At 60.2% G+C, this 15845-nt stretch carries 8 protein-coding genes; all 8 read left to right on the top strand.

What is annotated here, in order from left to right:
• The first annotated feature begins 10 nt into the window (after nucleotides 1-10).
• The 8 genes from I5L79_RS23610 (at nucleotide 11) to gcvH (ending at nucleotide 15836) form a co-directional block, all read left to right on the top strand.
• A complete protein-coding gene (locus I5L79_RS23610; protein ID WP_196954030.1) occupies nucleotides 11-397 on the top strand; it encodes a Sec-independent protein translocase subunit TatA/TatB in 387 nt (128 codons plus the stop codon).
• Between the two features lie 12 nt (nucleotides 398-409).
• Nucleotides 410-1852, top strand: coding sequence for an Asp-tRNA(Asn)/Glu-tRNA(Gln) amidotransferase subunit GatA (gene gatA, locus I5L79_RS05660; protein WP_196954031.1), 1443 nt, complete (start codon nucleotides 410-412; stop codon nucleotides 1850-1852).
• Entirely contained in the window at nucleotides 1852-3885 is a 2034-nt protein-coding gene (locus tag I5L79_RS05665) for a LysM peptidoglycan-binding domain-containing protein (RefSeq protein ID WP_196954032.1), read from the top strand. Before gatA ends, I5L79_RS05665 begins: the two co-directional genes overlap by 1 nt.
• A gap of 163 nt (nucleotides 3886-4048) precedes the next feature.
• On the top strand, nucleotides 4049-4651 hold the full coding sequence (locus I5L79_RS05670; RefSeq protein WP_196954033.1) for a hypothetical protein: 603 nt from the start codon (nucleotides 4049-4051) through the stop codon (nucleotides 4649-4651).
• 154 nt (nucleotides 4652-4805) lie between these two features.
• Nucleotides 4806-7082 (top strand): NADP-dependent malic enzyme, encoded by a 2277-nt coding sequence (locus I5L79_RS05675; RefSeq protein WP_196954034.1) that lies wholly within the window; start codon nucleotides 4806-4808, stop codon nucleotides 7080-7082.
• Nucleotides 7083-7268: 186 nt separating this feature from the next.
• Entirely contained in the window at nucleotides 7269-7874 is a 606-nt protein-coding gene (gene ruvA / locus I5L79_RS05680; RefSeq protein WP_196954035.1) for a Holliday junction branch migration protein RuvA, read from the top strand.
• Nucleotides 7875-7989: 115 nt separating this feature from the next.
• Nucleotides 7990-15291 (top strand): T9SS outer membrane translocon Sov/SprA, encoded by a 7302-nt coding sequence (gene sov / locus I5L79_RS05685; protein ID WP_231402801.1) that lies wholly within the window; start codon nucleotides 7990-7992, stop codon nucleotides 15289-15291.
• 164 nt (nucleotides 15292-15455) lie between these two features.
• On the top strand, nucleotides 15456-15836 hold the full coding sequence (gene gcvH, locus I5L79_RS05690) for a glycine cleavage system protein GcvH (RefSeq protein WP_196954036.1): 381 nt from the start codon (nucleotides 15456-15458) through the stop codon (nucleotides 15834-15836).
• Nucleotides 15837-15845: the final 9 nt, after the last annotated feature.

A 15845-nucleotide genomic window follows, 5' to 3' on the forward strand; every position in this document is an offset into this window, starting at 1 on the left:
CTTTTCGGCCATGCATACTCCTCTGTTTCTCTTTCTGGAAGGCATCGGTGGTGGTGAGTTAATGCTCATCATGGTTATCATCCTGATTTTCTTCGGTGCCAACAAGATTCCGGAGCTGGCACGCGGCCTGGGCAAAGGTATCCGCGAGTTTAAAGACGCTTCCCGAGAAATCCGGAGCGAGTTTGAAAACGCTGGCCAGCCCCAGCAGCCTTATCAGCAGCAATTTCAGCAACCTCCGTTTCAGCAGCCGCAGTACCCAACGCCGGCAACTACCGAAGCACCGGCTGCGCCGGTAGTACCTGTAGCCGAAACCCCGCTTGCGCCGCCCATGGATGGTGGTATTACCCCGCCCGTACAGCCCGCCGCTGAGCGCCCCCGCCTCGACCAAGTGAACTAAACCCTTTTCGTCTTGAGACGCTTCAACTCCCTCACGGAAGTTCGCCACGAGCTGACGGCAGGCACTACGACCTGCCGTCAGCTCGTGGAGTATTATCTGGATAACATCCAGCAGAAAAATGCCCGCCTCAATGCCTTCCTGGAGGTGTGGCCCGAAGAAGCTCGCGCCCAGGCCGAGGCCGTAGATGCCAAGCTGGCCGCCGGTACGGCCGGCAAACTGGCCGGTATGGTCATTGGCCTGAAGGACGTGCTGGCTTATAAGGGCCACGCGCTTCAAAGCAGCAGCCATATTCTGGATGGCTTCAAGTCGTTGTTTACGGCTTCGGCGGTGCAGCGCTTGCTGGATGAGGACGCCATTCTCATCGGCCGCCAGAACTGCGACGAGTTTGCCATGGGCGCCTCCAACGAAACGTCCTACTTTGGTCCGGCGCGCAATGAGATTGACCCGGACCGTGTACCAGGCGGTTCCTCAGGCGGCTCGGCTGTAGCGGTGCAGGCCGATATGTGCCTGGCTTCTATCGGTTCCGATACGGGCGGCTCTGTGCGCCAGCCGGCGGCTTTCTGCGGGATAATAGGGTTCAAGCCAACTTACTCGCGCATTTCCCGCTACGGTCTGGTAGCTTACGCCTCGTCGTTCGACCAGATTGGCACGCTCACGCGTTCCGTGGAAGACGCGGCCCTGCTGCTGGAAGTCATGGCCGGCGCCGACAGCTTCGACAGCACAGCCAGCCAGCGCGAGGTGCCCGCCTACAGCCAGCAGCTGGAGCCCGCCCCACATTACCGCATCGGCTACATCAAGGACTGCCTGGAGCGGCCGGGCCTGAATGCGGAAATCAAGGAAGCCACCGAAAACGCGCTGGAGCAGTTTCGCGCCCAGGGCCACGTGGTAGAAGCGGTGGATTTCCCCTACCTCGACTTCATTGTGCCCACATACTACATTCTGACTACGGCCGAAGCCAGCTCCAACCTGAGCCGCTTCGACGGGGTGAAGTATGGCTACCGCGCCCCCGACGCTACCGATCTGGAGTCGCTCTACAAAAAAACCCGCGCCCAGGGCTTTGGCCCGGAAGTACAGCGTCGTATTCTGCTGGGCACCTTCGTGCTCAGCGCCAGCTACTACGATGCTTACTACACCAAGGCCCAGCGCGTACGCCGGCTCATAAAAGATACCACCGACGAGCTGTTGCGCCAGTATGACTTCCTGGTGCTGCCGACCACGCCTACCACAGCTTTTCGCATCGGTGATGTAAACAAAGACACGCTGGCTATGTATCTTGCTGATATCTTTACCGTTCAGGCATCGTTGGCGGGGGTCCCGGCCGTATCGGTGCCGAATGGTGAAGACAGCGCCGGCCTGCCCATCGGGCTGCAGATTCTGAGCGGAGCTTTCCGCGAAGAGCAGTTGCTGGCCTTTGCCAAATCCGTCACGGAAACCGTCACGCCAACTGTGTCCTGATGAAAAAATCGTTGCGCACCCCTGCCCTACTGTTATTGCTGGCTTCTGCAGCCCGCCCCGCCCTGGCTCAAACCGAGCCCGGGCTACAGCCTGAACAGGTAAGTGCCAACGATACCCTGCTGGCCCGGCAACAGCTGCTCCGCGTTGATTCGCTGGTGGCCGAGCCGGCCTTCTCGCCCGACTCCGCCCGGCTGGTGTGGCTTCAGACTCCGCCCGAAATGCGCGACTTGGTAGCCGATCGGATTGGCTGCTACGAATCGGAAATGCCGCTGGTCTTCAACAACACGGTTATGGCCTTCGTGAATTATTTCACGGTGCGCAACCGCAAGTACACGCAGCGGGTGCTGGAGCGGCAGAATCTGTACTTCCCACTGTTTGAGAAATACCTGGCCAAGTACCGCCTGCCGCAGGATCTGAAATACCTGGCCGTGGTGGAATCGGCGCTGCTGCCCCAGGCCCGCTCCCGGGTGGGCGCCCTGGGCTTGTGGCAGTTTATGGGCCCTACGGCCAACGACCTACGCCTGCGCCGCGACGAGTTCATCGATGAGCGCATGAACCCGGAAAAATCGACGGAGGCCGCCTGCAAGTTCCTGCGCGACCTGCACCGCTATTTCGGCGACTGGGAGCTGGCCCTGGCGGCGTACAACTACGGCTCGGGCAACATCAATAAAGCCATTCGGCGGGCCGGCGGGCAGCGCAATTTCTGGGCTATCTACAAGTACCTGCCCAAGGAAACGCGCGACTACGTGCCCACGTTCACGGCCATTCTGTACACGCTCAACTACGCCAAGGAGCACAACCTGCACGACGCGTCCCTGAACTACCGCTACCCGGAGCCAATGGACACGCTGCTGATTTCGGGCCGGTCGCTGGATTTGTATAAGCTCTCGAAGTCGTTCGGGCTGGACTCCATGGCTTTGCTGAGCTACAACCCCGAGCTGCGCAAACACTATCTGCCAGAGTCCTTTCATAACTATCCACTGCAGATACCGGCCTGCGTGCGGCCTGAGCTGGCCATGCAGGACCGTACGGCACTGCTGGATTTCTGCAAAGTAACGCTGCCGCCCCCGGCTCCGCTGGTGCCCGTCAGCCCGCTGCTGCCGCCGCCCGACTCTGCCCAGACGGTCGTGGCTGCGGCGGCCCCGCCGGCGTCTGAGAAGCCCCGCTACCGCCGGGCCCAGCATACCGTTCGCCGGGGCGAAACGGTGGTCAGCGTAGCCGCCCGCTACGATGTGGACCCCAGCCAGATCCGGCGCTGGAACAAGCTGCGCCGCGGCCAGAACCTGACGCCCCGCCAGCAGATCTTTGTGTACGTGCCCGTAGCCGCTGAAGCTGCTCCTGCTGTAGCAGTGGCCCGGCCGGATGTACCCAAAAAACTACCGACGGTAGCTGTAGCAACCAAACCCGCTGGAGAAACAGCTACCGCACCCGCTGAGCAGGTTGCTGTTGCGCCAGAAGCGGCGGAGCCAAGTGTGGCTGCAGCCGAAAGCATGAAGCCGGTTGTTGCCCGCGTTTCAGCGCCTGTAGCCGCGAAAAAGCCGGCACCCAAGCCTACACGTCAGCCGCGCCCAGCAGCTCAGGCCGCCGAGCAAGCCGAGCCCCAACCGGAGCTGACAGCTCAAACGGCCACTGCCTCGTCCGATGACAGCCTGCCCGCGTCCACTGAGTATGTGGTGCGCAAAGGTGACTACCTCACTAAAATTGCCCGCGAGCAGAACCTGACAGTGGCCCAGCTCACGGCCTGGAACCAGCTGGGCTCCAACCAGGTGGTGCCCGGTCAGAAGCTCACGCTACGTGCCCCGGCTGATGCCCCCACCGTAGCAGAAGCACGCCCGGCAGCAGCCCAGGCCTCCACAAAGCGTCCGTCGAAGCTCATATTGCCTGCGCCCCGCGTGCATCTGGTGCAGCCCGGCGACACCTTATATAATATCTCCCGCCGCTATCAGGGCGTGACGGTGGACCAGCTTCGTAAGCTCAACAACCTGACGTCGGACGAGGTAAAGCCAGGGCAGAAGCTGATAGTGCAGGGCTAGTTTCAGCCGAAGTTCACATGATTATGGGAGGGCCACCTGCGTGGCCCTCCCATTTTCTTTGGAGAAATTTGTGGAAATGAAAAAAGCCGCCTACAAAGGGAACTTTTCTTTGAAAAAGGCACGAAGCTTGCAAAACCGCTTTCCACACTCTTTTCTACCTGCTATGAAAACGACAACCCGCTTCGTCCTGGCCGCTGCTCTCCTTCTGGGAGTGGCGGCTTGTGACTCCCACGAGAACGAGCCTGAACCCGAAGCGCCAGCCCCTGCTGCTACCTTTACGATGGGCAGTAGCATCTATTACCCCGCCCCAAACGTTACCACGGCCATCAGCTATCCGTCGGGGTACGTTCAGCACCAAGCTATCCTGAACGATGAGTTGCTGTATGTGCACTTCGATGCCAAAGAAGGCCGGGACGCGGTAAACTTCACCATAGACCGCAGCCAGCTTAATGCCAGTATCGTTGGCACCTATTCGCTGAAATCGATGCCGAACCCGGAGGCCGGGGCGGCTGAGGTACGGTACGTGTACTACCGGGAAAATAAGCCTGGCAACATCTCGGCGAGCATCTACGACAGCAATAACTCCGGAATGAGCGGGAATCTGGTCGTCACGGCCTACGACGCCAAGCGCCACCTGCTGAGTGGCAGCTATGAGCTGCGCATGAAAAACATTTCTGACCCGAATGATACTTCCTGGGACCCTACCGACAAAGAACGGTGCGACCTAACGGTGTGGGGCTCATTTACTGACCTGCCAATAGAATAATCCCGACTTTGCTTTCCAAGATAAGCGCCCCGGCCGTTCGCGGTTCGGGGCGCTTGTGCGTACGCTGCATGCCGCACAAACTTTGATTCCGGCGGTTTTCGCCCCAACTTGCCTGTTACCCCGCACTGCGGGCACCACCTAGTACTGCACACCCATGCTCAAAATCAACAAGCAAGAGGCCCTCGATTATCACTCCCAGAGCCCGGCCGGAAAAATTGAAGTAGTACCCACCAAGCCCGTCAGCACGCAGCTGGATCTGGCGCTGGCCTACTCTCCCGGGGTGGCGGAGCCCTGCAAGGAAATTGCGGCCGATAAAGATGCTGTGTATAAGTACACCGCCAAGGGCAACCTGGTGGCCGTTATCAGCAACGGTACGGCCGTGCTGGGTTTGGGCAACATCGGCCCCGAAGCCAGCAAGCCGGTAATGGAGGGCAAAGGCGTACTCTTCAAAAAATTTGCGGGCATCGACTGCTTTGATATCGAAATCGACGCCACTGACCCCGACGAGTTTATTCGCATTGTGAAGGCGCTGGAGCCTACGTTCGGCGGCATCAACCTCGAAGATATTAAGGCACCCGAGTGCTTCCGCATCGAAACGGAGCTGCGCGAGAAGGTGAACATTCCGCTGATGCACGACGACCAGCATGGCACAGCCATTATCTCCTCGGCGGCCTTGCTGAACGCGCTGGAAGTGGTAGGCAAGCGGATTGAGGAAGTAAAAGTCGTAGTAAGCGGCGCGGGAGCGGCGGCCATCAGCTGCCTGCGCCTGTACCTGGAGTTGGGCCTGCAGTTGGAAAACGTTGTGGTATTCGACAAGGATGGCATTATTCACCCCGGCCGCACCGATCTGGCCCCGCTGCAGCTGCGCTTTGCCACTTCCCGCGCCATCACGACTCTAGGCGCAGCCTTAGATGGGGCCGACGTATTTCTGGGCCTTTCGGCGGCCAACGTGCTGCCCGCCGAACTGCTGCTGAAGATGGCGCCCAACCCCATCGTCTTTGCCCTGGCCAACCCTGATCCGGAAATTGCTTACGAGGTGGCTATGGCCACGCGCCCGGACATCATCATGGCCACCGGCCGCTCCGACCACCCCAACCAGGTGAATAACGTACTGGGCTTCCCTTACATCTTCCGGGGGGCGCTGGATGTGCGGGCCACGGGCATCAACGAAGCCATGAAGCTGGCCGCCGTGCGCGCCCTCTCCGACCTGGCCAAGGAGCCCGTACCGGACATGGTGAACCGCGCCTACGGCGACAACACCCTGAGCTTCGGCCGTACCTACCTGATTCCGAAGCCCCTGGACCCGCGCCTGATTACCGCCATCAGCCCGGCCGTAGCCAAAGCGGCCATGGACAGCGGCGTGGCCCGCGTGCACATCACCGACTGGCTGGCCTACGAGGATGAGCTGCGCAGCCGCCTGGGCGTAAACCAGAAGCTGATGAACCGCATTACCAACGCGGCTAAGAGCAACCCCAAGCGCGTGGTATTTGCCGAAGGCGACACGTACAAAATCCTGAAAGCGGCGCAGATCCTGCACGACGAAGGCATTGCCAAGCCTATTCTGCTCGGCAACCACAACAAGATTGCGCGCCTGGCCGCCGAAAACAACCTCGACCTGGAAGGCTGCGAAATCATTGATATCCTGCAGGAAGATGCCAAGCGGGAGCAGTACGCGGAGTTGCTGTACGAGAAGCGTCAGCGCCGGGGCATGACGCGCTACGAGGGGCGCCGCCTGCTGCGCGAGCGGAACTACTATGGCTCCATGATGCTGGAAAACGGGGAAGCTGATGCCTTTATTACGGGTCTAAGCAAAGATTACGGCAAAAGCATTGTGCCCTCGCTGCAGGCTATTGGCGTGGCTGAGGGCGTGAAGCGCGTGGCCTCCATGTACATCATCCAGCACAAGAAAGGGCCGTTCTTCTTCGCTGACACCACCGTGAACATCGACCCCACGGCCGAGGAGATGGTGGACATCATCGGCCTCACCGCCAACGCCGTGCGCTTCTTCGATACGGAGCCGCGGGTGGCCGTTATCAGCTACTCCAACTTCGGCTCCAACCCCGGCGAGCTGCCCGACAAGGCCCGCCGCGCCACGGATTTGGCCAAGCAGCGCTACCCCGAGCTCATTCTGGATGGAGAGATGCAGGCTAATACCGCCCTGAACCCGGAGCTGCTGCAGGAGCAGTATCCCTTCTCGGAGCTGGCCGACAAAGGCGGAGCCAATACGCTCATTTTCCCGAACGTTATCAGCGGCAACATTGCCTACAAGGTTATTCAGGAAATCGGGGGCGCGGAGGTCATTGGGCCGGTGCTGATGGGCATGCGTAAGCCGGTGCACATTCTGCAGCTGGGTGCCTCGGTGCGCGAAATCGTGAATATGGCCGCCATTGCGGTGGTTGATGCGCAAAAAGCGGGCGGCAAAGGGCTGTAAGTTTGGGTGGCGGGCTGCCGGCTTCCCGGTGGGCGGCCTGCCATTTACTTAGTGCTCAGACCTGATGCCGTTTTTTAGCGGAAATCATCAGTAGATTGGGATAGAAAACCGCCTGCGCACTGTTCAGCAAGACCTGAGTTCTTCCTTTTCCACCCAACGCGAAGCCCGGCTTCGTGCCACGTTTCTATGATTGCCTACATCGACGGTAAACTCGCCTACAAAGACCACGCACTAGCTATTCTCGACGTGCACGGCATTGGCTACGAAGTCCGGATTTCCCTGGCTACCTACTCCAAGCTGCCGGCCGAGGGCGAAAAAGCCAAGCTTTATACCTATCAGCATATCAAGGAAGACGGGCAGACGCTCTACGGCTTCCTGGACCCCAACGAAAAAGCCCTGTTCATGCAGCTGATTTCGGTGTCGGGCATTGGACCGGGCACGGGCATCGTAATGGTGTCGTCGATGTCGGTGGGTGAAATTCGCCAGGCCATCGTGCAGGAAGACGTACGTGCCATCCAAAGCATCAAGGGGGTGGGGCCGAAAACGGCGCAGCGCGTGGTGCTGGAACTCAAGGACAAGCTGCGCAAGGATGAGCTGCTGGCCAAGGCCGGTATTGACACCGTGCCGCTGGCCAAGGCACACAATACAAACCGCAGCGAAGCGTTAGCAGCCCTGGTAACGCTGGGCTTTGCGCGGGCTGCCGCCGAGAAAACCCTCGACCAGATTCAGAACCGCCACGGCAACGACCTGAGCGTGGAAGAATTAATTAAATTTGCTCTTAAGTCCCATTAGCTGAGCGGCCGGCGGCAAGCCGTACGCCTTCTACCGGGAAGCAGACCGCCTGTGCCATCCATATCTTTACTCATCAGCTTGCGGCTTGTGGCTTGCGGCTTGACGCTTACCCCGCTTGAATACCGGTAAGAAGACCTTCACTACTGTTTCTTTGGTCGTAGCGTCGTTGCTGGCGTGGTGGTCGCAGTCGGGCGCTACGGGTAGCAGTGCGTTCCGGCTGCAGTGGGCATCCTGGCGTAGTACGGCCGGTCACTTGGCCTGGTTGCCCGACACGCCCCGCACCGCTCCCACCGACACCACCCGCTACCGGCCCAGCCGCCGCCCCAAAGTAGCACCCGAAGACCGCGCGGGCAACCGCCTGAGCTCCCAGCGCCGCGAATCGCCGCTGTTGCTGGATCTGCCGTCCAACGTGAACCTGAATGTGACCGTGGACGACAGTCTGCAGGGCGTGGACGTGTCGGAGCGCGTGGGGTCAGATATTGATTTCCGCGACCCTACCCGCATGTCGTTTGAGGAATACTCGCGCTGGCAGCAGGACCAGACGATCCGCAACTACTTCCGCAACCGGGCGGCCGGGGGCGTGGCGGGGGAGGCCGGCTCACCGGCCGTGGCCCAGCGCCTGATTCCGAAGATTTACCTGGGGCCGGCTGCCAACCGCATTTTCGGGGGCAACTACGTGGATATCCGGCCCAACGGCTCGGTGACGGTGCGGGCCGGGGCTAAGTTCAACCGCAACCGCAACCCCACGCTCACCCTGCGCCAGCAGAAAACCGGCGACTTCAACTTCGAGCAGAACATGAACCTGAACCTCACCGGCCAGATCGGGGAGAAGATGCGGGTGACGCTCAACTACGACACGAAGGCTGCCTTCGACTTTGAAAACAACATGAAGCTCGATTTCACGGGCTTCGATACCGATATTATCCGCAAAGTAGAGCTGGGCAACGTGAGTTTACCGCTCAACAACTCCCTTATTCAGGGCGGGCAAAACCTGTTTGGGGCCAAAACCCAGCTGCAGTTCGGCAAGCTCTCCGTCACGGCCGTGGCCTCCACCCTGCGCGGCCAGTCCGACGAGGTGCGCATTTCCAACGGCGGCCAGAGCCGGCCCTTCGAAATCAAAGCCAGTCAGTACGAAAAGGACCGGCACTTCTTTCTGTCGCAGTTTTTCCGCGACCGGTACGACACCTCCCTGCGCAACCTGCCCACGGTGCAGTCGGGCATCCAGATCCGCTACCTGGAGGTGTACGTGACCAACGACAACCGCACCACCGAGAACCTGCGCAACGTGGTAGCTCTGATGGACCTGGCCGAGCCCCGCGTCGTATTCCGCCGCGACCAGTTCCCCCCCACTGGCACCACGCGCACCCCGGCCGATAACGCAGCCAATCAGGAATACGAGTTGGTGAAAGGCAGCCGCGAAAACCTCGGGGTTGATGCGGCGCTGGCGGGCCGGGGCCTGGTAAAGAACGTGGACTTTGAGCACGTGCGGGCCCGCAAGCTCGACCCGCGCGAGTACACCTTCAACGAGCAGCTGGGCTACCTCTCACTGAACACCCAGCTGCTGCCCGAGCAGGTGCTGGGCGTTTCCTACGAGTACACCTACAATGGCAAGTCGTACCGGGTAGGCGAAACGGCCGGGTCCTACTCCGCCGGTGTTCAGGAGGACCAGGTGATTTTCCTGAAGATGCTGAAGAGTACCAACCCGGCTCTGCAGTACCCCACCTGGGATTTGATGATGAAAAACATCTACTCCCTGAACGCCACCCAGCTCAACCGTGACCAGTTCCGCCTCGACATCATCTACAAAGACGACGCGACGGGCGTGGACTTGCTTTCCCTGAAGGAAGGGCAGCAGACCGCCAACGTGCCGCTGGTGCAGGTGTTCAACCTCGACAACGCCAACGCCAACAACGACCGGCCCTCCGACGGCAACTTCGACTTTCTGCCGGGCATCACCATCGATCCGGAGCAGGGTCGTATCATCTTCCCACAGGTGGAGCCGTTTGGCCGCTATCTGAAATCGAGGTTCGATACCGTGGCCGAGCGTGACCTGGTAGACAAGTACGTGTACCAAGAGCTCTACGACCAAGTGCAGAGCGACGCGCAGCAGCGTCAGGAAAAGGACAAGTTCTTCCTCACGGGCCGCTACCAGGCCACGTCGTCCGATGAAATCAATCTGCCTGGCATTCGGGTGGCCGAGGGGTCGGTAAGGGTGTACGCCGGCAGTACGCTGCTCACCGAGGGCACCGATTACCAGGTATTCTACGACCAGGCCAAGGTAAAAGTGCTGAACCCGGCTTACCTGAACGCGGCCAACGAGCTGCGCGTGACCTTTGAGAAGGACGCCCTGGTGCAGGTTCAGCCGCGCAGCCTGCTGGGTGCCCGCTTCGACTACCGCCTCAACGACGACATCAACTTTGGCGCTACGGTGCTGCACTTGCTGGAAAACCAGGCTCCCGGCATCAACCGCGTGAACATTGGCGACGAACCCGGCAATAACACCATCTACGGCCTCGACGTGAACCTGCGCCGCGAGTCCCGCGCCCTTACGCGCTACCTCGACATGCTGCCGCTGATTTCGACCAAGGCCCCGTCGACGGTGGCGTTCAGCGGGGAGTTTGCCAAGCTGGTGCCCGGCAAAACCCAACTGGGCCGGGGCGAAAACGGCGTATCCTACATCGACGACTTTGAAGCAGCCCGCACGCCCTACACGCTCACGGGCGGCGTCAGCTCGCTTACGGCTTGGCGGATGGCAGCCACGCCACTGCCTATACTGGGCAATAGCAGCACCATCGACTTGGCCGCCAACTACCGCCGCGCCAAGCTGGCCTGGTACACCGTGGATCAGAGCTACTACAACAACGGCTCCAGCCGGCCCAACAACATTACGGCCGACGACCTGCTGAACCATTACACCCGCGGCGTGCAGCGCAAGGAAATTTTCCCGAACCGCGACGTGGGCACCGTGGGCAACGGCTACGAATACCCCCTGGACCTGGCGTACTTCCCTACGGAGCGTGGTCCTTACAACTACAACCCGCAAACCAGCCCCGACGGCCGTACCCTGCCCGCCGGCACCGCCCCGGGCAACTTTGCAGGCATCAGTCGGGAAATCACCTTCGATACCGACTTCGACAACGCCAACATCGAGTACCTGGAGTTCTGGCTGATGGACCCGTTCCTGAAAGGCAAGAACGGCCAGGTGAACGACTCCCAGAACCAGCCCACCGAAAACACCACCGGCGGCGAGCTGTACCTGAATCTGGGTACCATTTCGGAAGATGCCCTGAAAGACGGCCGCTACGCGTTTGAGAACGGCCTTTCCGACGACCCCAGTGACCCGGACAAGGATACCGATAGAACCAAGTACGGCCGCGTCAGCCGCCAGCAGTTCCTGACCGATGCCTTCTCGACGGCCAACGGCGGCCGCGACCGGCAGGACGTGGGACTCGACGGCCTGAACGATGACGAAGAAAAAGCCGAATTCGGCACCGGCACCCTGGCCAGCGCCGAAGACCCCTCGGCCGACAACTTCCGCCACCACCTGAGCGACTACTACAACTCCGATGGGCGCGACGTGAAGATCCTGGGCCGCTACAAGGAGTACAATGGTCTGCAGGGCAACTCGGCCGAGAACAGCCAGCAAAGCTCCACCCCCTTGCCCGACAAGGAAGACCTGAACCGCGACAACATTATTCAGGACACAGAGCGGTACTACGAGTACAAGATTACGCTGCGCCCCGGCGGACTGGAAGTAGGCCAGAACTTTATCGTGGATAAGGTAAGCAACCGCATCAACAACGACGTGGTGACGTGGTACCAGTTCCGCATTCCGGTGCGCCAGCCCACGGCCGTGCGCGGCACCACCGACGGGCTGCCCTTCGGCTTCAAGAGCATCCGGTTTATGCGCCTGTACCTCACCCAGTGGCAGCAGCCTACGGTGCTGCGCTTCGTGCAGATGCAGTTTGTGGCCAACCAGTGGCGCCGCTACCTGGGCACTGTGGCCGAGCCCGGCCGGCCCAACGTGAACACCGACACCGACGCTGACCTGTTCACCATTTCGACGGTGAGCGTGGAGGAAAACGGCATTTCCGGCACCGGCGGCAGCGACGCTATTCCCTACGTGGTGCCGCCCGGCATCAAGCGCGACCAGGAATACGGCTCCAGCACCGTAAACCGCCAGCAGAACGAGCAGAGCCTGCGCCTGTGCGTAGAAGGGCTGCGTGAAGGCTACGGCAAGGCGGCCTACAAAAACGTGAGCACCAACATGCTCCGCTACAAGCGCCTGCGCATGTTCCTGCACGCCGAAAGCGAAACCGGCACCCGCGACGATCAGGTGCGCGGCTTCATCCGCATTGGCACCGACTACACCCAGAACTACTACGAGTACTCGCTCCCACTGAAGATAACCGCCCCCGGCAGCACCTCGGAAAACCAGATCTGGAACCCCCAGAACATTGTGGATGTGGCGTTCCAGGATTTTATCGATGCCAAGGTAGAGCGCAACAAAAGCGGGCAGGGTCTGCAAACGCCTTACGTGAAGCAGCTGGCCGACGGCCGCACCATTACGGTGGTAGGCAACCCCGACTTTTCGGCGGTGCAGGGCGTCATGATTGGCATCTTCAATCCCACCGATAACGGCAACGACCAGTCGGTGTGCATCTGGGCTGATGAGCTGCGCGTGTTTGACTTCGACCGCACCTCCGGCTGGGCCGCTACGGCCCGCTTCAATACCCAGTTGGCCGACCTGGCCAATATCACGGCTACCGGCTCCTTTACGTCTATCGGCTTCGGGGGCTTGCAGGACCGCGTGCAGCAACGCTCCCTCGACGACGTGGTACGCGGCGACCTGAACGCCACCGTAGCCGTGGATAAGCTGCTGCCCGAAAAGCTGGGGCTGCGCATTCCGGTGCTGGTGCAGGCCGGCCACGAGTCCCGCTCGCCGCTGTACGACCCGCTCGACCCCGACGTGAAGCTGGAACAGTCGCTGCAGAAGTTTGAGTCGAACGAAGAGCGCGCCAACTACCGCAAGGAAGTTATCGACCAGACCAGCAGCCGCAGCATCAGTGTGCTGAACATGCGGAAGGAGCGCACCAACCCCGAGAAAAAGGTACGCCCCTACGACATCGAGAACTTTGCCCTGAGCTACTCTCTCACCGAGCAGCTGCACACCGATATCCAGACCGACAAGGACTTCACCCGCACTTACAACGGGGCGCTGGCGTACACTTATCAGACCACGCCCAAGAACTACACCCCGCTGGCCAACCTGAAGGCCCTGGACTCGCCCTATCTCAAGTTTTTCAAGGAAATCAACTTCACGCCGCTGCCTAGCCGCTTTGCCTTCCGCGCCGACCTCGACCGGCGCTACAACGAGCGGTTTCTGCAACGGACGCTGGAGCCCGGCCAGGTGCCCACGCCGGTGGCGCAGGGCGTTTTCCAGAAAAGCTTCTTCTTCAACCGCATCTATGATTTGAAGTGGGACCTGACCAAGAGCCTGGCCTTCGACTACACGGCCACCAACCGCGGCGTAATTGACGAAGGGCCCGGTGCCACGCTCGGCAACTCGCCCGAAGCAGAGAGCAACCGGGCGCTGATCCGCGAAAACATTAAGCGCGGGGGCCGCACTACCAACTTCAATCAGGTAGTGGCTCTCACTTACCGTCTGCCGCTGGATAAATTCCCGCTCACCGACTGGATTTCGGCCGATGCGCGCTACGCGGCCACCTACACCTGGCAGGCCGCTTCTACGGCCTTGGTTGACCCATTGGACAGCCTCAGAACCCTGAACCTGGGTAACACGGTGCAGAATAACAGTGAGCTAAGCGCCAACGGCAAGATTGACTTGGTGAAGCTTTACAATAAGGTTCGGTTTCTCAACATCATCAACAACGCCCCGCCACCTGCCCGCCCCGCCAAGCCTGATGCCAAAACGCCGGGCCGCGGTGGCAGCCCCACGGCACCCGTTGCCCCAGCCGATACCACCGCCAAGAAGCCCGAGCTGCGCCTGGTGAAAGCCGTACTCCGCTCCCTGATGACGGCCCGCAGCCTCAATTTTACTTACACCCGCAGCGCGGGCACGCTGCTGCCGGGCTACCTACCCCGCACCAAGTTCTTTGGGCTTGATGGGGATTTCAGTGCCCCTGGGGTGCCGTTCATTCTGGGTAAGCAGTACGAGTTGGACGACCTATATGAGCGAGCCAGCTCACGGGGCTGGTATACCCCGCAAAGCCAGTATCTGAATACGCCGCTCAGCAACCTCGAAACCACCGACCTGAATTTGCGCACCAGCCTAGAGCCCATCCGCGACTTCAATATTCAGCTAGATGCGCGCCGCCAGACGGTGCGCAACAATGAGAGTTTCTACCGATTAGCCATTGACGAAAACACCCAGCTACCAACCGGGGGGCTGGCCGCACGGCTGCCACTGGAAACCGGCTCCTTTTCTACTTCCTTTATCTCCATAGGCACCCTCTTTGGCGACCTGAGCAAGGAAAGCACGGTTTCCAAAGCTTTCAACCAATTCATAGAAAACCGGAGCTTTGTGCGCGACCGGCTGGTGGCCGCCACCGACGCCACCAACCCCAAGTACAGCTACAACTCCCAGGACGTACTGATTCCGGCTTTCCTGGATGCGTACCGCGGCCGCTCCTCCCAAGGCTACAAGGCTAAAGCATTCGACCCCTTCTCCGTGCTGCCAGTACCGAACTGGACCGTCAACTACAATGGGTTGGGCGAGCTACCCTTCGTGCAACGGTTTTTCCGCTCGGTTTCGCTCACGCACGCCTACTCATCGGTGTACAACGTGAGCAGCTTCAACAGTTCGTCGCTCTACCCCAGCAAGCCCGAGGAATTCCCCACCGTGGTGCAGGACGGACTGTACGTGCCCTACTATACGCTGGGTCAGGTAAGCATTATCGAGCGACTGTCGCCGCTGATCGGGCTGAACTTTCAGACGCTGGAAAAAGTGACGGGCCGCGCAGAGTACCGCACCGACCGCCAGATTTCCCTGAATATTTCGTCGGGTGCCCAGGTTACGGAAGTGCACACGCAGGAAATGGTGTTTGGCTTTGGCTACGTAACCAACCAGCTGAAGCTGCCCTTCCGCATCGGGGGTGAGCAGCGCATCCTGCGCAATGAGCTCACGGTGCGGCTCGATCTATCCATCCGCGACAATACGACCACGCAACGCACCATTGTAGCCGACAGCACCAACTTGTTGGGCAACCCGCGTGGGCTGGTCGTGAATGGCAACCGCCAGGTGCAGCTACGCCCTACCATCGACTATGTGCTTAACCAGCGCCTGAACCTGCAGTTTTACTTCACCCGCGTGATTTCGGAGCCGCGCGGTACGGCTGGCTACCGCAACTCGGCCACCGAGGGAGGTGTGCAGCTACGCTATAGCCTCTCGCAGTAAGCAATAGTAGCACTGAGCAAAAAAACGCCTTTCATCTGCCGGGATGAAAGGCGTTTTTCGTAGTGCTTTGTGTACTTTGACGGTAGCCAATCCAGGATTTAACCCGTACTTTTGAGCGCGGCCTCCGGTCGTTGTGTCAGAACCCTTACTTCAATTCCCCTTCTATGAATTTGCCGGCCACCCTCCAGTATACCAAAGAACACGAGTGGGTTCGTGTTGAAGGCGACGTTGCCTACGTAGGCATCACCGACCACGCCCAGCGCGAGCTTGGCGACATCGTGTACGTTGACATCGACACGCTTGACAAGGAAGTTGCCCAGAACGACGTATTCGGTACGGTTGAGGCGGTTAAGACGGTTTCGGACCTATTCAGCCCCATTTCCGGCACTGTACTCGAAATCAATGATAAGCTCGACAGCAGCCCCGAGTTGGTGAACTCCGACCCTTACGGTGACGGCTGGATGGTGAAAATTTCGATCAGCAACCCCGCCGAGCTGGAAGCCTTGCTCTCGGCCGAAGCTTACGGTGAGCTGGTAGGCGCCTAGTTTTTCCGA

Source organism: Hymenobacter guriensis, from assembly GCF_015773195.1.
GTDB classification, from domain to species: Bacteria; Bacteroidota; Bacteroidia; order Cytophagales; family Hymenobacteraceae; genus Hymenobacter; species Hymenobacter guriensis.